Origin of the sequence: Parahoeflea halophila (assembly GCF_900220985.1) — a bacterium.
GTDB classification, from domain to species: Bacteria; Pseudomonadota; Alphaproteobacteria; order Rhizobiales; family Rhizobiaceae; genus Hoeflea; species Hoeflea halophila.
Map to the genome: position 1 here is coordinate 204,601 of NZ_OCPC01000006.1, position 21,748 is coordinate 226,348.

The 21,748-nt window shown below is 60.8% G+C and carries 19 protein-coding genes and 1 tRNA gene; 11 read left to right on the top strand and 9 right to left on the bottom strand.

Features of this window, described 5'->3' with window-relative positions; genetic code table 11:
* The 6 genes from metG to CRO46_RS18370 all read right to left on the bottom strand — a co-directional run bounded on the left by metG (position 1) and on the right by CRO46_RS18370 (position 6,522).
* Positions 1-1,545, bottom strand: coding sequence for a methionine--tRNA ligase (metG, locus tag CRO46_RS18345; RefSeq protein WP_097109249.1), 1,545 nt, complete (start codon positions 1,543-1,545; stop codon positions 1-3).
* A gap of 236 nt (positions 1,546-1,781) precedes the next feature.
* Positions 1,782-2,801: a DNA polymerase III subunit delta' gene (locus tag CRO46_RS18350; RefSeq protein WP_097109250.1), complete on the bottom strand. Its 1,020-nt coding sequence runs from the start codon at positions 2,799-2,801 to the stop codon at positions 1,782-1,784.
* On the bottom strand, positions 2,798-3,478 hold the full coding sequence (tmk, locus tag CRO46_RS18355; RefSeq protein WP_097109251.1) for a dTMP kinase: 681 nt from the start codon (positions 3,476-3,478) through the stop codon (positions 2,798-2,800). Before tmk ends, CRO46_RS18350 begins: the two co-directional genes overlap by 4 nt.
* 123 nt (positions 3,479-3,601) lie before the next feature.
* Positions 3,602-4,759 (bottom strand): D-alanyl-D-alanine carboxypeptidase family protein, encoded by a 1,158-nt coding sequence (locus CRO46_RS18360; protein ID WP_097109252.1) that lies wholly within the window; start codon positions 4,757-4,759, stop codon positions 3,602-3,604.
* Between the two features lie 158 nt (positions 4,760-4,917).
* A complete protein-coding gene (locus CRO46_RS18365) occupies positions 4,918-5,922 on the bottom strand; it encodes a septal ring lytic transglycosylase RlpA family protein (RefSeq protein ID WP_097109253.1) in 1,005 nt (334 codons plus the stop codon).
* A 204-nt stretch (positions 5,923-6,126) separates the two neighbouring features.
* On the bottom strand, positions 6,127-6,522 hold the full coding sequence (locus CRO46_RS18370) for a hypothetical protein (RefSeq protein ID WP_097109254.1): 396 nt from the start codon (positions 6,520-6,522) through the stop codon (positions 6,127-6,129).
* A 480-nt stretch (positions 6,523-7,002) separates the two neighbouring features.
* Here CRO46_RS18370 and CRO46_RS18375 point away from each other — a divergent pair.
* Positions 7,003-7,092 (top strand) — tRNA-Ser (locus CRO46_RS18375).
* 249 nt (positions 7,093-7,341) lie between these two features.
* Here CRO46_RS18375 and CRO46_RS18380 read toward each other — a convergent pair.
* Positions 7,342-7,668, bottom strand: a complete 327-nt coding sequence (locus CRO46_RS18380) for a hypothetical protein (protein WP_097109255.1) — start codon at positions 7,666-7,668, stop codon at positions 7,342-7,344.
* 1,121 nt (positions 7,669-8,789) lie between these two features.
* Between CRO46_RS18380 and CRO46_RS18385 the strand changes: the two genes are divergently transcribed.
* From CRO46_RS18385 to CRO46_RS18430, 10 genes are all read left to right on the top strand, one after another.
* Complete coding sequence (locus tag CRO46_RS18385) at positions 8,790-9,986, top strand: MHYT domain-containing protein (protein ID WP_097109256.1); 1,197 nt, start codon at positions 8,790-8,792, stop codon at positions 9,984-9,986.
* Between the two features lie 199 nt (positions 9,987-10,185).
* Entirely contained in the window at positions 10,186-11,052 is an 867-nt protein-coding gene (locus CRO46_RS18390; RefSeq protein ID WP_097109257.1) for an FAD binding domain-containing protein, read from the top strand.
* 11 nt (positions 11,053-11,063) lie between these two features.
* Positions 11,064-11,564 (top strand): (2Fe-2S)-binding protein, encoded by a 501-nt coding sequence (locus CRO46_RS18395; RefSeq protein WP_097109258.1) that lies wholly within the window; start codon positions 11,064-11,066, stop codon positions 11,562-11,564.
* On the top strand, positions 11,561-13,990 hold the full coding sequence (locus CRO46_RS18400) for an aerobic carbon-monoxide dehydrogenase large subunit (RefSeq protein ID WP_097109259.1): 2,430 nt from the start codon (positions 11,561-11,563) through the stop codon (positions 13,988-13,990). The genes CRO46_RS18395 and CRO46_RS18400 overlap by 4 nt, the downstream gene beginning before the upstream one ends.
* Positions 13,991-14,006: 16 nt before the next feature.
* The gene (locus CRO46_RS18405; RefSeq protein WP_244577962.1) at positions 14,007-14,882 is read left to right on the top strand and encodes an AAA family ATPase; all 876 of its coding nucleotides are present in this window, start codon (positions 14,007-14,009) and stop codon (positions 14,880-14,882) included.
* A gap of 1 nt (position 14,883) precedes the next feature.
* On the top strand, positions 14,884-16,071 hold the full coding sequence (locus CRO46_RS18410) for a vWA domain-containing protein (RefSeq protein ID WP_097109260.1): 1,188 nt from the start codon (positions 14,884-14,886) through the stop codon (positions 16,069-16,071).
* Positions 16,072-16,073: 2 nt separating this feature from the next.
* Positions 16,074-16,892: an XdhC family protein gene (locus tag CRO46_RS18415; protein ID WP_097109396.1), complete on the top strand. Its 819-nt coding sequence runs from the start codon at positions 16,074-16,076 to the stop codon at positions 16,890-16,892.
* Positions 16,893-16,932: 40 nt separating this feature from the next.
* Positions 16,933-17,451: an SRPBCC family protein gene (locus CRO46_RS18420; RefSeq protein ID WP_097109261.1), complete on the top strand. Its 519-nt coding sequence runs from the start codon at positions 16,933-16,935 to the stop codon at positions 17,449-17,451.
* Positions 17,452-17,541: 90 nt separating this feature from the next.
* On the top strand, positions 17,542-18,147 hold the full coding sequence (locus CRO46_RS18425) for a nucleotidyltransferase family protein (protein WP_097109262.1): 606 nt from the start codon (positions 17,542-17,544) through the stop codon (positions 18,145-18,147).
* A gap of 375 nt (positions 18,148-18,522) precedes the next feature.
* On the top strand, positions 18,523-18,705 hold the full coding sequence (locus tag CRO46_RS18430; RefSeq protein WP_097109263.1) for a hypothetical protein: 183 nt from the start codon (positions 18,523-18,525) through the stop codon (positions 18,703-18,705).
* 61 nt (positions 18,706-18,766) lie between these two features.
* On the opposite strand, the gene CRO46_RS18435 is transcribed toward CRO46_RS18430, so the two are convergent.
* Together CRO46_RS18435 and pbpC are read right to left on the bottom strand one after the other, a co-directional pair.
* Positions 18,767-19,387 carry a glutathione S-transferase gene (locus tag CRO46_RS18435; protein ID WP_097109264.1) on the bottom strand — a complete coding sequence of 207 codons (621 nt, stop codon included), beginning with the start codon at positions 19,385-19,387 and terminating at the stop codon, positions 18,767-18,769.
* A 284-nt stretch (positions 19,388-19,671) separates the two neighbouring features.
* The gene (gene pbpC, locus CRO46_RS18440; RefSeq protein WP_342171172.1) at positions 19,672-21,723 is read right to left on the bottom strand and encodes a penicillin-binding protein 1C; all 2,052 of its coding nucleotides are present in this window, start codon (positions 21,721-21,723) and stop codon (positions 19,672-19,674) included.
* Between the last annotated feature and the right edge of the window lie 25 nt (positions 21,724-21,748).

A 21,748-nucleotide genomic window follows, 5' to 3' on the forward strand; every position in this document is an offset into this window, starting at 1 on the left:
TCATGCCTCTTCCGGCGCAACGTAGCGCGGGAAGATCGGGGCAGGCTTGTCGATCGGCGTGCCTGCCTGCAACCGGCCTGCTTCGCCCAGGGCCTTGAAATCGCGTTTGTTGGCGGGAGCCGCTACCAGATCGAGCAGCCTACCCGCCGATTCCGGCATGAAGGGCTGCAAAAGGATCGAGATCTGCCGCACCGTTTCCGCGGTAACGTAGAGCACTGTTTCCATCCGCGCCGGATCGGTCTTCTTCAGCGCCCAAGGCTCGTTGTTGGCAAAATAGCGGTCGCCATCGGCAACCACGTCGATGATCGAGGCAAGCGCCTTGTGGATCTGGAAATTCGCCATGTCGGTGCGCACGCTCTCGATCACCGTGTCGATGGTGGTCAGCAGAGCCTTGTCCTCATCGGTCAGCACACCGCATTCAGGCATCCTGCCGTCGCAGTTCTTGTTGATCATCGACAGCGAACGGCTGGCGAGATTGCCGATGCCGTTGGCAAGATCGGAATTGATCCTGGTGGCGATGCTCTCGGGGCTGTAGCTGCCATCCTGACCGAACGGCACTTCACGCATGAAGAAGTAGCGCACCTGGTCGAGCCCATAGGCTTCGATCAGCGCGAACGGATCGACGACGTTGCCGATGGATTTCGACATCTTCTCGCCCTTGACCAGCAGGAAGCCGTGGGCGAACACCTTTTCCGGCAGCGCGAGCCCGGCTGACATCAGGAATGCTGGCCAGTAGACGGCGTGGAAGCGGACGATATCCTTGCCGATCATGTGGATTGCGGGCCAGTGGTTCCACCGGTCGGAAGCTTCGTCAGGGAAGCCGGCGGCGGTGATGTAATTGGTCAGCGCGTCCACCCAGACATACATGACGTGCTTTTCATCGCCGGGAACCGGCACGCCCCAGTCGAAGGTCGTGCGCGAGATCGACAGGTCTCTCAGACCGGATTTGACGAAGCTCGCAACCTCGTTGCGCCGTTCGCTCGGAGCCACGAAATCCGGATTGGTCTCGTAGAGTTCCAGCAGCTTTTCGCCATAGGCCGAAAGCTTGAAGTAATAGCTCTCTTCCTCCACCCATTCGACCGGAGAGCCAAGCGGTTCACGCCGCACGCCGTCTTCGCCGACTGTGGTTTCCGCCTCGTCGAAATAGGCTTCCTGGCGAACCGAATACCAGCCGCCGTAATTGCCCAGATAGATGTCGCCATTGGCTTCCATCCGCTTCCACAATTCCTGCACCGCGCGCTTGTGGCGCTCTTCGGTGGTGCGGATGAAATCATCATTGGAGCAGTTGAGCTGGGAGAGCATGTCGCGGAACACGGCGGAGTTCTTGTCGGCGAGCTCGATCGGCTTGACACCTTCCTTCTCTGCCGTCTGCTGCATCTTCTGGCCGTGCTCGTCGGTGCCCGACAGGAAGAAGACGTCCTTGCCGTCAAGCCGCTGAAACCGCGCCAGCACATCCGTCGCAATTGCCGTATAGGCGTGACCGATATGCGGCACCCCGTTGGGATAGAAGATCGGTGTGGTGATGTAATAACGCTCGGTGCTCATGTTTGCCTTCGAATTCCATGTCCGGGTCTGGATCGACAGATCGGTCTATACGCGCTGTGGTCATAGGCGATCAAGCCGCCGGATGCCATAGGATGGCATGCCTTTCCGGCGTAAAGCGTCGCGGCGCAACCCGCCGGAGCGCCGTACCTTAAGATGGACACGCACCGGTCGCTCCGCCAGTCGATGAAACGCATGTAGGTTCTCACCCAACTCGAACCAAGCGAGTGCGGCGTGCGTTACCCGAAGAATATCGAAAACACGTGCAGCACGGTCTGCTTGCGATCAAGATTAAAGGCTGCCGCCGTGGCGAAATGGTCAGACAACGTGACCGACATTCGTGCCAGCCGGTCGGCCTCCGCCAGGTCTCCGGCAGCGCCCGCCTCCCGTGCCATCTGCTGCACGCGGTCGACGGCGAAACCGGTGAAGAAGTCATAGGCCACGTCGCGATCGCGCGCGGCCAGCGTTTCGGCAAGCTTGTAGATCGGTTCGCGGTTGTCGAGGCTGCCGCGTTCGAGAATGTCGACAAAGGCTTCGGCGATCTCGACGCCACCGTAGTTCCGCAACAACAGCGCGCGAGAAACACTGCCTTCGCTCAGCCGGATGATTGCATCGGTTTCACCCGGTGCTGCTCCCAGATGTCCGAGCGCACGGTTGAGGTCCGGGGCAGACAGTGGATTGAGTTTCAGTGACAGGCAGCGCGAGCGAATGGTCGGAAGCAGCCGGCCCGGCGTATGCGACAGCACCAGGAACAGCGACCGTTTCGGCGGTTCCTCGAGGATTTTCAGGATGGCGTTGGCGGCATTGCGGTTGAGATCGTCGGCCGGATCGATGATCGCCACCCGCCAGTTGCCGGTGCCCGAGGTCTGGCCGAAGAACTTGCCCGCCCGGCGCACCTCGTCCACGGTGATGACGGATTTCGCCTTGCCGGTCTTCTCATCCACCGGCCGTGCCAGATGCAGCACACTGTGTGAGGCGCCGGATGAAATCTGGCGCCCGACGGGAACGTCGAGATCCGGATCGGAAATCTGATCAGGCGCCTTCAGCGGGTCGGGATGGGTCAGCACGTGATGGGCAAAGCGGTAGGCCAGCGTGGCCTTGCCAATTCCTTCTGCACCCTCGATCAGAATGGCGTGATGCATGCGGCCGGATCGATAGGCTGTGGCCAGGAATTCCTGCTGCAAATCATGGCCATAAAGCACCGTGTTGCGCTCTGGTGGAATGGCACCTTCGAGCAAGCCTGGCTGCTCTCCACTCATGCCTTTTGGCCCTTCACAGCTTCGTCTGCTGCTCCCTCATGCAGGATTGGATCGACTGCGGCGAGAACAGCGAGTGCCACCAGATCTTCGGCCTTGTTGGCATCGATGAGCTTGCATCGCTCAGGCTCCGTGCGTGTCAGGTCGATAAAGGCTTCGCGCCGCTTCTCGTGGGTGGACACTTCTTCCTTCTCGAACCGGTCGGGGGCTGCATCCTTGCCTTCGCGCGCCTTGGCCCGTCCCAATCCGACCGATGCGGGCAGGTCGAACACCAGCGTCAGATCCGGGATCATGCCGTTAACGGCTATGCGTTCGAGATGCTCGATGAATTGCGGCTCAAGATTGCCGGTCACCCCCTGGTAGACCCGGCTCGAGTCCATGAACCTGTCGCACAGAACGATTGTTCCCTCGGCAACTGCGGGGCGGATCACCTGCTCAATATGGTCGCTGCGCGCTGCCGCAAACAGCATGGCTTCCATGCGCACGCCGAATTCTTCCGCAGCACCTGACAGAAGCACGTGCCGCACCGCTTCGGCACCGAGAGAGCCGCCGGGTTCACGCGTGACCAGCACATCGTGTCCCCGGCGCCTGAGAACATCGGCCAGACGGCTGATCTGAGTCGACTTGCCGACCCCTTCTCCGCCTTCAAAGGTTATGAACAGACCTGCACTTTTCGTCACGTGTCATTTTCCCTGTCGCCGCAGGCTTGATCGCGCACGGAACATGTTGATGAGGTCACCGGAAGTTACCGGTTCGCCATTGTCTAAAGCAATTCAATCCGGAAATGAACGCTGGCAGGGCCGTTACAGCCAGAATTGCGCAAGTTCAATCAGCGCATCGAGCGCCTGGGTGTGCAATGGCCCCTTGTCCACGGCCTCCATTGCATAAAGTGGCTGCTCCTGGGACAGCGTATCGCCGATATAAACCTTGAGAACGCCGACCTGGGCGCCCGCCTCAATCGGCGCACGCAGCGGCCAGCGGTAGGTGATTCGCGCAGCCAGCCGGTCCGGATTGGTGATTGGCAGCAGAATATCGACCGCGCCTTTGGCCTTTACAATTGCACTCTCCCCACCGCCATACACGCTGACCTCGCCGATGGTTTCACCCTCGGCAAACAATGTCTTGCGTTCGAACGCGCGAATGCCCCATTCGAGCATCTTGCGCGATTCCTCGGCCCGTTCCCGCTCGGTCGCCATGCCGCTCATCGCCAGAAACAGCCGTCGACCATCGCGCTTGATCGACGAGACGATGGCGTAGCCTGACTCCTCGGTAAAACCGGTCTTCAGCCCGTCCACGCCGATACCGAGCCCCAAAAGCGGGTTGCGATTGCGTTGCCTGATGTTGTTCCAGGTGAATTCCGGTTGCGAGTAATATTTGTAGAACTCCGGATAGGTGGACTGGATGTGCCGGGCCAGCGTAACCAGATCCTTCATCGTCACCTTGGAATCAGGATGCGGCAGTCCGTTGGAATTCCCGAACACCGAGGTGGTCAGGCCGATCTCGCGGGCGCGCTCGGTCATCAGCCTGGCAAAATTCTCCTCCGAGCCCGCCATACCCTCGGCAATGATGATGCAGCCGTCATTGGCCGACTGAACGATCACGCCCTGGATCAGGTCTTCCAGCCGGATCGATGATTTCAGCTCGGCAAACATCGTCGAGGTGCGCGATATCGCACCCCCGGTACGCCAGGCATTCTCCGACACCTGGAACGTGTCGTCCAGCGTCAAGCGGCCGCTGCGGATGGCGTTGAACACGACTTCCATCGTCATCAGCTTGGCCAGCGATGCGGGCGGCACAGTCTCGTCTTCATTCTTGGCGAACAGCACCGTGCCGGTATCGGCATCGATCAGATAGGCCTGTTTGGCGCGCGTCTCGAAAAGTTGCGCCAATACCGGCGACACCGAGCCGCCAACCAGCAGCACCAAGACGAAAAACAGGCGGGCGAAAACCGACCGGGTCATAGGGCCATCCATCAACGAAGAAATTGGGATATTTCACCAGACTAGCAACCAGGCCACGCCGGATCAATGCTTTAAAGCACTCCGGCAGCCCAGGCCGCTCGTCAGTCCGCAGGTTGAAATGATCTGATTTGCGTGAACCTGCAGTAGCGTCCCGGGCTTCAGCGCTGTTCGGAGGCTGCGCCCAGCAGGCGGTCGAACGGAGTTTTCTCCACGACCAGGCGGGCTCCCCAGAAGGCCATGCCGACATCCTGCATTCGTGCCCCGGAATTGGCGGCGATCGGCATTCCGAAAGTCGGTCTTTCGGGAAGCACCGGTCCCACGTCGGGAAGCGCGAATCCAGCTGGAATGTCCAGCGCAGAAGACGTAAGGCCAGCGACCGTACCTGCCTGTAGCGCGGATACCGGGGCCGAGGCGAGAACCGCAGGCGGCGCGATCGATGCCTGTGCGGAACCGACGCCCGGAAGCGCTGTATCGACAGCGTTCATTGCCATCATGACACCGGTGGCGATCACACCGCCGGCCGGTTCACTGGACCCGCCGGGTCGGTAGCTCGCCATGAGGTAGCGCGTGTCATCGCCTTCGACAGGCGCCCGGCCGACATATTCAACGCGGACAGCTGCAACGCCTTCCTGTTTCATGTCGAGCAGTTCCGCAGCCTTGTTCGAAAGGTCGATGATGCGCCCATGGGCAAACGGTCCGCGATCATTGACGCGGACAATCACGGTGTTGCCGTTCTTCTTGTTGGTCACCCGGGCATAGCTTGGCAGCGGAAATGTCGGATGCGCCGCAGAGAGGTGGAACTGGTCGTAGATCTCGCCATTTGCCGTCAGCCGGCCGTGGAAATTGGGACCGTACCAGGAAGCCAGTCCGGCCTTGTCGTAGTTCGGCTCTTCCTTGGGCGTGTACCACTTGCCACGTACCCGGTAGGGCTTTCCGACCATCGCCCGCCCGCCGCCCTTCTCGGGCCGCTTGGCCGTGGTGATCCGCGGGCTTGCGGCTACACCATATTCGGAGACGGAGAATTTAGATTTGGTGTTGATGTGCGACGGTGAGGATTTGCTTTTCGAGCTGGATGACGAACTGCATCCGGCGAGCCCAAGTGCAAGCAACGCCACGATTCCCACGCCGGCCGCTGAACGCAACCCTGCCCCGGTTCGATCCATCAATCTGTGTCCCACACCGCTACCCGATATTCTGGCGGTCGCCATTATGGCCTGGCAGTCAGTCCCCTGCAAAGCCGTCCCCTTCGATCAAAGCGTCTTATGTCCTAATCGAAGGTTTAACTCGCCGGGCAACATGGCAAAATTGCGATCAGCGACCCGGCGAAACGGCTTATTGAGGCCAGCGTGGTAAACTATTGATGAATCTCAGCCCTCAATTCTGGCCTTGCCGCTACGGCCGTCATCGCGAACCCAATTGAGCGAGTTCTCGCCCGTTTTCCGGATCTGAAAGCATGTGGTCTTTCCGTCGTACCAGGTTGGCCACTGCTGGCACAGGTTTTCACCCTTCACCCACCAGCGCCCGCTTTCCTTAGGGGCGAAGAACTTGCCAAGTCCCAGTGCCGTGCCGTCGCCGGTCACCACGCCAGAGCGCTTGTAGTTGAGCGGAAACTCGCCGCCGAATGGTGTTGCCAGATACACGCGCTTGCCGTTGACGAACTGTTTGAGCTCGCCACCTGTGAGTTGTTCGGCATTTGCAGAAACCGGGGCAAGTAAAAGCGCAAGTGCCGACAGGGCACCGAACAGTGATGTTTTAGCGTGCATTGTTGATCTCCGGAACAGTGTACATATCAACCGATACGCTTCACCAGTTCAATTGGTTTCATTCCAGTGCAAAAAAACCTCTGTGACGTGCCTTGCCCGAGCCGGTGGATCGCTGGAAAACTGCTGCGGTCATGCTGGCTTTTTCAAATCAGCGCAACAACATCCGTGCTAGACCTCGTCGCCAGCGAAGCCGAATAGCACTGAAACCAACGCTGCTTCCCATCACCGCAAAGCTGATAATGGGGGTGCTCGCAACCTGACACTGGCTCATCGCCTTGATCCGCGCCATGAACTCGACCGGTTGTCTGGTTCGGGGCGCCGTGCAAACCGGAAAAAGCGGGCACCGATTTCGATAGAGATTGACTGGAGTTCTATGGAAGCTGTAGAAGCGCCTCCGAAGGACGATTGGTAGCAGGATGGACGCAGGCGGCTGAAACCGCGCGTTTGTTTGTCCCGAATGCTTCAACATATCAATGTCTTGGAGGGGTGGCCGAGCGGTTTAAGGCACCGGTCTTGAAAACCGGCGTGCGGGAGACCGTACCGTGGGTTCGAATCCCACCCCCTCCGCCACTTGCCCTTGAGAAAACTTTCTGCTGGCTCGCCCACGGCCGTATTTTATCCATCAGATGCAAGGGTTTTGCAGCAGGGGCGGCAGTGCCGGACCGATCAGGTCAGCGTGAACTCGACGACTACAAGATCTCCGAACTCGTCTGCAAGAAGACCAAAGTCCGTGTCACAGCCATCGTCTCCGGCAACGACGAGGCCTGGCGAGGAACTGCGCCCTCCGCCGTGGACGCTGACGTCAACCGGGTCGATCGCTTAGCGGTGCGCGGACAGCATCTCTTCGATCAGCAGCACCAGCCGGGCAGTGGTGGCCAGAAACAGCAAGTATACGCTGAGCAGCTTGCTGCCCTCCTCCGGCACATCCTTCCAGACAAAGGAGCTTGCAACGATGCTGTCAACCGCGGTGTGAATGACAAAGAACCCGAAGCCGATGGCGAGCAGCGTTGCAAAGGTTTTAGAGCGGAGGACTTCACGGCGGAACAGGCCGGCCACCGCCAGCACGACAAAGCCATAGGCAATCACGATGATGTCGTTCCAGTTGCGAAAACTCTCCAGCCCGCCCAGGCTGCTTGTATCGAGCATTGTCCCGCCGCGTTCATGAAAACCCAGCTGCTCGTCAATCGACAGGAAAACGCAGCCCGCGGCCAGCAGCTACCAGAAAAGTGCCCCGTAATCGAAGGTCCTGGCACGCAGATAAAACACCAGCACCGCGCTCACCCCGGCCATGGCCATGCAGATGGCCGAGAGTGCCGTGTTGATGCCCTCCTCCGAGAACTGAAAGGTCGGATCGTCGGCGGGCGACAGATAGACTCAGGCGAAGATGCGCAAAACGACTGAGACCGATGACAGACTCGCGAACCAGATGAACAGCCTGGGAAGCTCTTCTTCCGGCGACTGATGGCGGCCATGATCCCAGCCTGCAAAATCTGAAGTACCCATAAGCGCAATCTCTCTTTCAACAAAGCGCCCTCCCCCTGGCGGCCGGATTTTCCGGCGGGCGTGCCTGAGTACGGCCAGCGGGGATGGTGCGTCGTGTCAAAAAACACAGCTTCCGGGAACAAGCGTCCGCATTCACCCACTATGGTTAGCGGCCGACGGATCATGATCTCGTCATCTCGGCCGATATCCAAACCGGGGAAGACAAGCGGCCTTGTAAGACATCACCCCTGATGCAATAAAGTTTCCATGCAAAAGATTGTCATGACCGGGAGTTTTTAATTGACCTTTACCTACCTTCGACCGCATCTCGGGCTCGTGGTGTTGTACAATTAAATTTTTATTCAAAGTTGCTGTATCGGATTGAGGCTTTGCGACTAATTGTTGCCTCCACAAGCCAGAAGTTTCCTGTCTTTATCATCGTCGAACGCTGCCGGCATCGGGCCGTCTCAGCATGTATGCTTTGCCTGCCGTAGCAGCATCGCGGTTCATTCGCGCGCAACCCATGGTGGATGAGCATGATGTGTGTGCCGATGTTGTCGCCCACCGTGCCGACGACATTCGAGAGCAGCCACAGCGCCGAAGGCCGGAGACATTCAGGGGAAGCTCTTGTCGCTCTCTCGCATCGGCGACATGAGCGTGCTGACCGCCTGAACATCCAGTGGCCGCAACCCTGTGGCGTGATGGAAATCGGGCTTTGAAGTATGCTAGCTTCGATTCATGATCCTGGAACAAGACCCGTGCCAAGCTGACGAGGCCAGCCGGTAATGGTGTCTCATCACAACCTCTATCTGATCGCGCTTTCGATCCTTGTTGCCATTCAGGCCAGCTATGTCGGCCTGAATCTGGCGCTGCGCATTCCCGGCGCCTTCGCGCTCAACCGCCGGCTGCTGATCGCCGCCTCGGCGATCACCCTGGCGGTCGGCATCTGGGGCATGCATTTTATCGGCATGTTGTCGATGGGCACGGCGGCAGAGGTCGACTACCTGGTGCTGCCCACTCTGTTGTCGTTCCTGCTGTGTGTGCTGGTGACCGGTGTGGCCATCTTTCTGGCGAGCCTGCGCTCACCGCATCTGCTTGCAATCGCCGCGGCAGTGATGGGCATCGGCATCACCACCATGCATTATGTCGGCATGATCGCGCTGCATTCGAGCGCGCGGATCAGCTACGATCCGGTCTATGTCATCGTCAGCTTCTTCATTGCCGTCACCGCTTCCGGCATGGCCCTCTGGCTGGCGTTTTCGGCCGACCGGCGGCCACCGCTGTTCCTCTGTGCGGTGTTTCTCGGCTGCGCGGTGTCCGGCATGCATTACACGGCGATGGAAGGCACCAGCTTCGATTTCGCACTGGCTTCACCGCTGACGTCGACCTCCTTCATCTCCAGCGACACCCTGGCCCTGATCGTCAGCATCGTCGCCTTTGCCGTCTCCGGCATCTTCATGCTGACGCTGGTCCCCAAACAGAGACGGCTGGACCCGGACGAGACCGGGCACGGCAGTGAAGATGAGCGCGCAGATAAGATCAGTGCACGCACGATTGACGGCGGCACCCCGGACAATACGTCCGCCGGCGTGAAAGCGGCTATTCAGGCGGAATCGCGTTCGACCATCCTTCTGCCCATCGAAAAGAACGGAAACCGCTTTCATATCGCGGCCAGCGAAGTTGTGTCCGTGCATGCCAACGCCCATTACACCTACATCTTCAATGGCCGCGACGACCTGTTCTGCTCGCTCTCCATAAGCGAGATCTTCGAGCGCCTGCCCAAGCCACCATTCTACCGCACCCACCGCAGCTACATCGTCAATCTGGATCGTGTCGGACGGGTGAAGAAATCGGGCGACGCGGCCATTGCCGAACTCGATTCCCCGGTACGCCGGACCGTGCCGATAAGCCGCGCCCGTGTGGGCGAGCTCCGGCAGGAACTTGTAAGCTATCAGGCGCTCCAGAACCCGGGTGCCGCCTGAAATTTATGTCAGCCGTGTTGACGCAGTTCGTGCGAGCAGCACGTATTTCGTGAAAATAAGCAGTCATCGCACCGCCAGGCTGTTTCGCTTCGATCCAATTGCCGTTCTTCTATGGTCAGCCGAGACCGCTCAATACAATGTCCTTTGCGACAGGCCGCTTGACCGGACTTTCATTCGGCGTGGTTTGGGAGGAGACTAAATGATACCTGGCGCATTCGATTATCATCGACCTGCAACCGTGGAAGATGCTGTGGGCCTGCTTGCAAAGCTTGGCGAAGAAGCAAATATTCTTGCCGGCGGACACAGCCTGATCCCGCTCATGAAGACGCGGCTTGCTTCACCCGAACATCTGGTCGACATTTCAGGCATTGGAGATCTCAAGGGGATTGCCGTTCGGGGCGAGGAGATCGTCATCGGCGCCATGACCACGCAATTCGAGCTGATCACATCGCACGACCTGGAAAAGCACCTGCCTGTCATTGCCGAAACCTCGCGGCTGATCGCCGATCCGCAAATCCGCTACAAGGGAACTTTTGGAGGCAATGTCGCCAATGGCGATCCGGGCAATGACATGCCCGCGCTGATGATGTGCCTCGGGGCGACCTATGCGGTCACCGGCCCGGGTGGCAGCCGCGATATCGCCGCCCGTGACTTCTATCAAGGCGCCTATTTCACATCCCTCGAGCATGGCGATATCCTGACCGAGGTCCGCATCCCGATCCCGCCCGCAGATCACGGCTATGCCTATGAGAAGCTCAAGCGCAAGGTCGGCGACTATGCCACCGCTGCTGCAGCCGTCGCCATCACCATGGCCGATGGCAAATGCACCAGCGCCTCGATCGGGCTGACCAACGTCTCGGAAACGCCGCTCTGGGCGTCCGCGGCCGCCGAGCTGCTGGTCGGCACCAACCTCGACAAGGCATCGGTCGATGCCGCGGTAGCGGCCGCCGAAGCCATCACCGAGCCGGCCACCGACATGCGCGGGCCTTCCGAATACCGGACCAAGATGGCGGGCGTCATGATGCGGCGCGCACTCGAACGGGCGCAGTCGCGGGCCAAGGGTTGAGGGGAACACCAATGACGAAATCGCAAATTGAACTGACCATCAACGGAAAGAAGGTCGAGGCGCTCGTGGAGCCTCGCACCTTGCTGATCCACTTCCTGCGCGAACAGCAAGATCTCACCGGCGCCCATATCGGCTGTGACACTGGGCATTGCGGCGCCTGCACAGTCGAGATGGACGACATGTCGGTGAAAAGCTGCATGACCTTCGCGGTCCAGGCCAATGGCGCCGAGATCACCACCATCGAAGGAATGGCCAATCCCGACGGGACACTGAGCGCGCTGCAGGAAGGCTTCCGCATGATGCACGGCCTGCAATGCGGATATTGCACGCCGGGAATGATCCTGCGGGCGCACCGCCTGCTGCAAGAAAACCCGACCCCGACCGAAGATGAAATCCGCAATGGCATCGCCGGCAATCTTTGCCGCTGCACCGGTTACGTCAACATCGTCAAGGCGATTCAGTATGCCGCAGCCAAGATCAACGGAACCCCGTATCAGGAGGCCGCAGAATGAACGACCAGACCAAGATTGATCAGGATCGCGCCGAACGGACCGAAAAACTCCAGGGCATGGGCTGCAAGCGCAAACGGGTCGAAGACATCCGCTTCACGCAAGGCAAGGGCAGTTATGTCGATGATCTGAAACTGCCGGGTATGCTGTTTGGCGATTTCGTCCGCTCTCCTCACGCTCACGCACGCATCAAGAGCATCGACACCAGCCGCGCCAAGGCGCTGCCGGGCGTGGTCGCCGTGCTCACTGCTGCCGACCTGAAGCCGCTGGGCCTGCATTACATGCCGACGCTCGCCGGCGACGTGCAGGCGGTGCTCGCCGAGGAAAAGGTACTGTTTCAGAACCAGGAAGTGGCCTTCGTCATCGCCGAGGACCGCTACATCGCATCCGATGCCACCGAACTGGTGGACGTCGATTACGAGGCCCTGCCCTGCATCGTCGATCCGTTCAGATCAATGGACGAGGATGCGCCAATCCTGCGCGAGGATATTCAGGACAAGATGGAAGGAGCCCACGGCCCGCGCAAACATCCCAACCACATCTTCGAATGGCAGATCGGCGACAAGGACGCCACGGACAAGGTTTTTGCCGAAGCCGACGTGACCATCAAGGAAATGCTGGTCGATCACCGCACCCATCCCTCACCGCTGGAAACCTGCCAGTCGGTGGCCTCCTTCGACAAGGTCAAAGGCGAGTTGACGCTGTGGGGCACCTTCCAGGCGCCGCATGTGATCCGAACTGTCGTTTCGCTGATTTCCGGTCTGCCCGAACACAAGATTCACGTCATCGCCCCCGATATCGGCGGCGGCTTCGGCAACAAGGTCGGCGCCTATGCCGGCTATGTCTGTTCGGTAGTCGGCTCGATCGTGCTCGGCGTTCCGGTCAAATGGGTCGAGGACCGGATGGAAAATCTCTCCACCACGTCATTTGCCCGCGATTACCACATGACCACCGAGCTTGCCGCCACCAAGGATGGCAAGATCCAGGGTATGCGGGTGCACGTTCTGGCCGATCATGGCGCTTTCGACGCCTGCGCCGATCCATCCAAATGGCCGGCCGGTTTCATGAATATCTGCACCGGATCCTATGACATCCCCACCGCACACCTGGTCGTAGACGGTGTTTACACCAACAAGGCGTCGGGCGGTGTGGCCTATCGCTGCTCGTTCCGCGTCACCGAAGCGGTGTTTGCTATCGAGCGCGCTGTGGAACTGCTGGCAGAAAAGCTCGGCATGGACGCAGCGGAACTGCGCATCAAGAACTTTATCAAGCCCGAGCAATTCCCCTACAAATCGGCCCTTGGCTGGGAATATGACAGCGGCGACTATCACACTGCCATGAAGAAGGCGATGGACACCGTCGGCTACAAGGAGCTGCGCGCGGAGCAGGCAAAGAAACGCGAAGCCTTCAAGCGTGGCGAAACGCGAGAAATCATGGGCATCGGCATCTCTTTCTTCACCGAGATCGTCGGCGCGGGACCCTCGAAGAACTGCGACATTCTCGGTGTCGCCATGTTCGACTCGGCCGAAATCCGCATCCACCCCACCGGTTCGGTCATTGCCCGCATGGGCACAAAGAGCCAGGGCCAGGGTCACGAGACCACCTACGCCCAGATCATCGCCACCGAAATCGGCATACCTGCCGACGACATCATGATCGAAGAAGGCAACACCGACACCGCGCCCTACGGCCTCGGCACCTATGGCTCGCGTTCGACCCCGGTGGCGGGTGCCGCGACCGCCGTGTCGGCACGCAAGATCAAGGCGAAGGCGCAGATGATCGCCGCCCACATGCTGGAAGTGCATGAAGGTGATCTCGAGTGGGATGTCGACCGCTTCCGGGTCAAGGGTCTGCCGGAAAAGTTCAAGACCATGAAGGAAATCGCCTGGGCGTCCTACAATGCTCCGCCACCGAACATGGAGCCGGGATTGGAGGCGGTGAACTACTACGAGCCGCCGAACATGACCTACCCTTTCGGCGCCTATTTCTGCGTCATGGACATCGACGTGGACACCGGTGTCGCCAAGACCCGGCGCTTCTATGCGCTGGATGACTGCGGTACCCGTATCAACCCGATGGTCATAGAGGGCCAGGTGCATGGCGGCCTTACCGAAGCCTTCGCCTGCGCCATGGGCCAGGAGATCCGTTATGACGAGCACGGCAACGTCATGGGCGCGTCCTTCATGGATTTCTTCCTGCCCACTGCCGTGGAAACACCGCACTGGGAAACCGATCATACGGTGACCCCCTCGCCGCACCATCCCATCGGTGCCAAAGGTGTGGGCGAAAGCCCGCATGTCGGCGGCGTACCCTGCTTCTCCAACGCGGTGAACGACGCCTACGCGTTCCTCGGCGCCGGACACATCCAGATGCCGCATGATGCGTGGCGGCTCTGGCAGGTTGGCGAGAAACTGGGTCTGCACGCGTAAGGTCGGGGACTGTCCGGTGAATATCCCTCAGGAAAAAGTCGCCACAGAGCTCGCTGCGGTCGGGTACATCCCCGATCGCGACCTGGCGACGGCGCTGTGGTTGATGGACAGCCTCAAGCGTCCGTTGTTGCTTGAAGGCGAGGCTGGCGTCGGCAAAACCGAGGTAGCGCGTGCTCTAGCACAGTTTCACGACACCAAGCTGATCCGGCTACAATGCTACGAGGGGCTGGATCAGAGTGCAGCGCTTTACGAGTGGAACTATCAGCGGCAGTTGCTCGCCATCAAGGCGCGCGACGGCACCGACGCCTCTGCGGTCGAAGAACATGTTTTCAGCGAGACCTATCTGCTGGAACGGCCGCTCCTGTCAGCGATCCGGCAGGACAAGCCGCCGGTGCTGCTCATCGACGAGGTCGACCGGGCGGACGAGGAATTCGAGGCGTTCCTGCTCGAACTGCTGTCGGACTTCCAGGTCTCGATCCCGGAGCTGGGGACAATCACGGCGACCACGATCCCCCGTGTCATTCTGACTTCGAACGGCACCCGCGAACTTAGCGACGCGCTCCGCCGACGCTGTCTCTATCACTATGTCGATTATCCCGATGTCGATCGCGAAGCCCGGATCATCCTGTCGCGCTTGCCCGGCATCGACACCGATCTGGCGCTTCAGATCGCCAATATGGTGAGCCTGATCCGCAAGGAAGACCTGCGCAAGTCGCCGGGCGTCGCTGAAACCCTCGACTGGGCCGCAACGCTTGCCGGGCTGAACATCCGTCACCTCCACGATGAGCCGGAAGCGGTGTTCGAGACGCTGATGTGCCTGATCAAGACGGCAGAGGACAAATCCCGCATGACCCGTGAGGTCAGCGATCGTCTTCTGGGCAAGGTGGCCTGAGATGAACCTGGCTGAGACGACGGCAAATCCGGTCGGTGCGGGCGCCATGACAAAGCTCAACGGCTTTGCCCAGATCCTGCGCGACAACGGTTTTATCCTCGGCCTGGCCGAAACCCGCGATGCGCTGAAAGTTGTGGCAAGCGGCGGGGCGGCCCGCCCCTCGCGTCTGCGGCCGGCGCTGAGATCCCTGTTCTGCAGCCGCCAATCGGACTGGCAGAAATTCGACGAGCTGTTTGATGCCTGGTGGCTGCAGCGCGGCATGAAATCGGCAACCCGGGTTTCAGGTGTACCGCAAACCCCACCGCCGGGTCTGCAGACAGAGACGGCAGGCCGCCGCAGCTCCGGCGAAAGCGATCAGGCCGACCACGTCGAGCGTGGCGAAGGCAGCGAGGTTTCGGAAGCCGGGCAGTCCAGGCGCGAAGGCGCCTCCCGCACCGAACTCTTGTCAAAGACAGACTTCAGGCATCTCACCAATCCTGAGGATCTGGCAGAAGCACACCGGCTCGCCGAACATCTGGCCAAGAGCATGCGTGCGCGGCTGACACGCCGGATGCATGCGCGGCGAACCGGTCAGAGGCTGGATCTGCGCCGGACGATCCACAAGAGCATCGCCCATGGCGGCACGCCCCTGGACTTGGTCTGGCGAAAGCGCAAGGACAAGCCGCTGCGGCTGGTCATGCTGCTCGACGCATCTGGATCCATGAGCCTTTATTCCGCTGTGTTCCTGCGTTTCATGCATGGCGTGCTCGACAGTTTTCGCGAGGCCGAGGCCTTTATCTTTCACACCCGCCTGATTCACATCTCGCCGGCGCTGAAGGAGCGGAACCCGCAACGCGCTGTAGAGCGCATGTCCTTGCTGGCGCAGGGCACAGGCGGCGGTACAAGGATCGGTGAGAGCCTGGCGACCTTCAATCGTTGGCACGCCCGGCGCTGCATTCATTCGCGTACCTGTGTGATGATCGTGTCCGATGGTTACGATACCGGAGCGGCCGAAGACCTGGGCGCCGAGATGCAGGCGTTGCGCCGCCGCTGCCGCCGCATCGCCTGGCTCAATCCGATGATCGGCTGGCAAGGCTATGCACCCGAAGCTCAGGGGATGAAGGCAGCCCTTCCCCATGTCGATCTGTTTGCTCCGGCCCATAATCTTGAAAGCCTCAAATCCCTAGAACCCTATCTGGCGAGGATATGATCATGCCGCACCAGTCCGACATTCTGGATCTGATGAATGATTACAAAGCCAGGGGCGAAGCTTTCGCGCTGGCGACTGTCGTGAGAACCGTGTCCGTCACCGCAGCCAAGGCCGGCGCCAAGGCGGTGATCCTGGCCGACGGTACCATCACGGACGGCTGGATCGGTGGTGGCTGCGCCCGCGGGGCCGTACTCAAGGCGGCGCGGGAAGCGCTTTCTGACGGTCAGTCGCGGCTTGTCAGCATCCAGCCTGAAGACCAGCTGAGTGAACACCAGGTCAAGCCCGGAGAGTTGCGTGAAGGGGTTCTCTACGCGAGCAACCATTGCCCCAGCCAGGGAACGATGGATGTATTCGTGGAGCCGGTCTTGCCAAGGCCAAGCCTTCTCATTTGCGGCGCATCACCCGTCGCTGTCGCGCTTGCCGATCTGGCCCGGCGCATGGGGTTCTTCATCACCGTTTGCGCCCCGGCAGCGGATCACGAAAGCTTCGGCGAAACCGACCGCCTGATCGACGGCTACGAACTGCCCGCTGGTGCTGGCGAGCGCGATTATGTGGTGATCGCCACGCAGGGGCGCGGTGACAGCGCGGCACTCAAGGCCGCGGTGCGGGTGCCCGCAAAATATCTGGCTTTTGTCGGCTCTAGGAAAAAGGCAGCCGCCCTGAAGGCTGATCTGGAGCAATCCGGAACCCCATCGGCGCAAATTGCTGCCATTCACGCTCCGGCCGGCCTCGACATTGGTGCCATCACCCCCGACGAAATCGCCTTTTCGATCGTCGCGGAAATGATCGAGATCCGACGTCGTGGCCAACGCACCCTCTAAGCCGCATTCAGGCCCCAACCAGGCAAAAGGACACAGCAAGATGGAAATGAATGGTTCACAGCGCATCGAAGCGCCTCGCGAAGTTGTCTATGCAGCCCTGAATAACGACGACGTATTGCGCAAATGCATTCCCGGCTGCGAGTCTATCGAGAAGGTCTCCGAGACCGAAATGAATGCCAAGGTCACGCTGCGGGTCGGACCGGTCAAGGCGAAATTCGACGGAAAGGTGACGCTGTCGGACCTCGATCCGCCCAATGGCTACACCATCAGCGGCGAAGGCTCCGGCGGCATGGTGGGGTTTGCCAAGGGCGGCGCCAAGGTGGACCTAGTGCCCGATGGCGAGGCGACCATACTCAACTACACGGTGGCGGCAGAGATCGGCGGCAAGATTGCCCAGCTCGGCAGCCGCCTGATCGATGGCACGGCGAAGAAACTGGCCGGCGAGTTCTTTTCCCGGTTCAGCGAGATCGTCGGTCCGCAGCCGCAGCCGGTTGATCTGCCCACCGAAGATGCGAATGCTGGCAAGGGCTGGTTCGGCCGACTACGCAGTTCCTCGTGACAAGGTGCATCCGCGCGGTGCCATCCATGTTTTCACTGGCCTGCCCTCGGCTTGCGCCTGAAAGCAGTCAGTCTGGCGGAAAGGGTATCGATGTATGACACCGCAGCGATCGTTCTGGCTGCCGGCCTGTCGCGCCGGATGGGGGATATCAACAAACTGCTGATCGAAATCGATGGCATGCCGATGATCCGCAGAACCGTGGCTGCCTGTGCCGCGGTCTGCGACGCACCGGTGACGGTCGTCACCGGCCATCAGTCTGAAAACATCGAGCGGGTGCTCGAGGGGCTTGTAGTCGGCTTCACCCACAATCCGGGCTTTGCCGATGGGCAGCAGGGCTCGGTAGCTGTGGGTCTGCGGTCTGCGCCGGAAGCCCGCACGACGCTAATTGTGCTGGGAGATCAACCGCTTCTGGATGGCCCGGCGCTGGAACAGCTGCTCGCCGCACACCACGCCGGTGATGAAAGCCGGATCACCCTGCCGGTGAACGGCGATGAACGCGGCAATCCGCTGCTGATCCCGCTGCCGCTGAAACGGTCCCTGATGGCTGACAAGAAAAATCCCGGATGCCGCAAGTTCACCCGCGAACACCCTGACAAGGTCAATCTGGTTGCGCTTGCGGATCCGGCCTATTTCACCGACCTAGATACGCTCGAGGATCTGCAATCCTACCGGGCCGGGTCGGGACGATCGAAATAAGGAAACGGGATGCAAGAACCCGGTACCGTCGAGCTCGTAGCGCTGCCGCCGCTTTGGGAGATTCCGGTGCTTGACCGAAATGCCTTGCCTGGACACAGGAACAGTCTTCGGCTCAACACTGCGCTTCCAGGGTAATAGCTTCCTCCCCGGCCATGTGGTTTGTCTCACCTGGCAGGACGTCAACACTGCGCTGGCCGGAGCGTCGTGAGAGAACATGTCGCCGGACGCAGGTAACGAAAATGACTTCGGTGCAACACATCATCCCCGCGGACTTTGAAATATTGCTGCCGAGGTGGTCAGCGGATTTGCTACACTCTCGTGGACATTGGCGAGCATGTACTCGGACCGCGAGGACTTACCGGATACTATAATGCAGTGGCCGGCATTGAATCCGCGGAGCAGGCAGCCCGGCTGCTTGAGATCGGTTGCCTGCTGGGACAGGGCTATCGTTACTTCCGCCCGGTTGACGGCGACACCATCGCCGAACTGTTGCGCGCTTCGACTGGTACCGCCGCAAAGCGGTCGATCCTCTCCGGCTCTAATCGCTACACCACCTGAACCGAACCGGTTCTGACGGAGGTGACAGGTCAACGGACTCATTTGCACCCGCTGACGCGGGTCACGGAAAGGTGACAGCCGCATCGCCCGGCTGCCATTGCGGATACTTCATCATGACATGGGCAAACCGCTCGGACGCCAGAAACCGCTTAAGCCAGCCCTGCAGCTTCGGCCACGGCTGGGCGTCAAACCAGTCCTTGTCGACAAAGGCGAACTGGCGGACGAACGGAAGGATGGCAAAATCCGCGAGCGATGCCTTCTCGAAGATCCATTCGCCCATTGCGGCATCAAGCTCAGCGAGGAAATCCGCGGCGATATCCCGCTGGCTGGCTGCGTCGACGCCCGGATAGCGATTGGCGTATTTGGTCCGGTCGAGCGCATGCTTGAACGGTCCATCCGTCCGGGCAATCCAGTCAAACCCGGCCTCCGGCATGTTCAGCCATCCCTCCGGATCGTTTTGCTTCAAGGCCCAGATCATCACATCAAGGCTTTCGTCAAGGACGCCGTCCGAGGTCACCAGACACGGCACGGTCGCGCTTGGCGAGGCTTCCAGAAACGCCATGGGTTTGTCACGCAGCACGACTTCCCGCAATTCGACGTCAAGGCCTGCCGATGCAAGCGCCAGACGCGCCCGTATTGCATAGGGACATCTGCGGAAGGAATAGAAAACAGGCTTTGTCATAGCCGTGCTGTAGCAAAGTCTCGCCTTGATTCAAACGGAGCACCTCGACAGAACGCGGAACTGTGTGTTGACAGTGAGCTCGCAGCAGAGGTGACGACGATTGATCCGGACCAGAAGATCCCGTTGCTCGAACACATCCATCGGCAGGCAAAAAGCTCTATTTCCTGATCACTCGCAGAAATGTGAGGATCACCGCGCTGACAACCCGGCTGCGCGGTCTGGTTCATGCCGCAACGAACTGGCCTGCCGGCCGGCTTGATCGCGGCGCGGATCGGCCGCTTCGTTCAATCGTTCTCAATGAAGACGCTGACGCTTGCCGCACGGCCTTCGGCGTCCATCACCGTGAGGGTTGAAGCCCCCGGGCTGTCTGGTGTCCAGTTGAGCACCCGCCGGCGTGTGGGCTTCGGCAGCGCATAGCCGTTGGCGATCAACCGGTAAGGCCCTGCCCCGTCCTGCAGCTTGATCACCAGCGGCATCAGCGGTCCCGACCCGCCGGAGCCGAGCACCACGCGCGCACCCTGCGGCGGGTAGACGATGCGCGGCGGCAGCGACCCATCCGCGGCGGCTGCAGTTGATGGTTCTGTGCGTGGCCTGAATTTTCTCAGCGCGTAGGGCAAAGCTGCGCGGGCCTGCACTGCAACACCGGCCGGTGGCGATGCAAGATCGACCCGGTCGATCCCGGCCCGGGCAAACGCCTCGAACAGCAGCGGTGCAGCGGTGTCGATGCCGGAAAGGCCTGGAACCGGCGCGGCGTCCGGTCGCCCGACCCAGATCCCGAGCACGTGGCGGCCATCAAACCCGATCGCCCAGGCATCGCGGTAGCCGTAGGACGTTCCCGTCTTGTAGGCGATCGCCAGGCGCGGCACGCCCTGCGGCGGGTTGACGCCCGCAAGGATATCGGCCACCTGCCAGCTGGCACCCGCCGCCAACACCGGCTGGTCCAGGTAAGCACTCAGACCCGGTTCGGAACCGTCATGCAGCCTGCGCGCCATGCCCTCGTTGACGAAGGCGGTATAGAGCTGCACCAGCCCGCGCAGGCTGATACCGGCTCCGCCAAGCCCGATGGCCAGCCCCGGCGCGCCGCCGGGTGGCAGGTCCAGCTCAGACCCGCCGCGCCGCATTCGCGAGAGCAGACGTTGCGGCCCGACCGCCTCCAGCAACCGAACCGCAGGCACGTTGAGCGACAGGGCAAGCGCCTCGCGTATGCTTACCTCACCCATGTATCCCCGGTCGAAATTGCGTGGTCGGTAGCCGGAAAAATCCGCCGGCGCATCGTCGATCAGTGTATCGGCGGCAATCAGCGCGTCCTCGAAAGCCAGCCCATAGATGAACGGCTTCAGCGCCGAGCCCGGCGACCGGGCGGCGCGGCTCATGTCGACCGCTCCGGCGCGAGAGGCGTCGAGATATCCGGTGGAGCCGACGCTGGCAAGGATCTCACCCGTGCGGCCATCGGCAAGCAGCATGGCGAGGGACTGTTTCGGACCGAGACGGCCGGCACTTTCAGTCGCAAGCTGCTCCAGCCGCTGCTGGACGTGGGCATCAAGGGTCAGCCGGATGGTTGTTGCCTCAGGCTGCGCCTGCATCGCGGCATCCGCCGTATGGGCGGCCAGGTCCGGCATCGCCAGTCGCTGACCCGGCAGTCTTGCGGTTGAAGCGCGTGCAATCTCGTTTTGCGGGATCAGGCCGGCGTCAGCCATTCGCCCAAGCACCCGGTTGCGCGCCTCAACTGCCGTTGCATGATGCCGGTCGGGTCGCCTCGCCTCGGGTGACTGTGGCAGGGCCACAAGCAGTGCCGATTGCGACAGAGAGAGTTTCTTCGGCTCGCGCCCGAACCAGGCCAAGCTCGCTGCGCGCACTCCCTCCAGATTGCCACCATAGGGCGCCAGCATCAGGTAGCGCGCCAGAATCTCATCCTTGCTCAGGCGGCGTTCGATCTGCAGCGCCCGCGCCATCTGCCTCAGCTTGGCGGTGATCGACCGCTCGCTGCGCGGTTCGATCAATCGCGCCAGCTGCATGGTGATGGTCGATGCGCCCGAGACGATCCGTCCGCCATTGAGTGCAAGCTGCATCGTGGCACGGCTGACCGCCAGCAGGTCGACGCCGAAATGGGAGCGGAAGCGACGGTCCTCATAGGCGATCAGCATCCTGATATAATCCGGATCGACGGCATCCAGCGTTACAGGCAGCCGCCAAATGCCTGATTGCGTGGTGTAGGCACGCAACAGTGTCCCGTCCCGGGCAATGACGTCACGGGAGACATCGGTCGCGGTGTCGAGCGGTGGCGGGTAGGCCTTGTCGAGCCGGTCGAGCGTGAACCAGGCCGCAACGATGATCACCAAGCAGCCTACAAGGCTCCCCGCA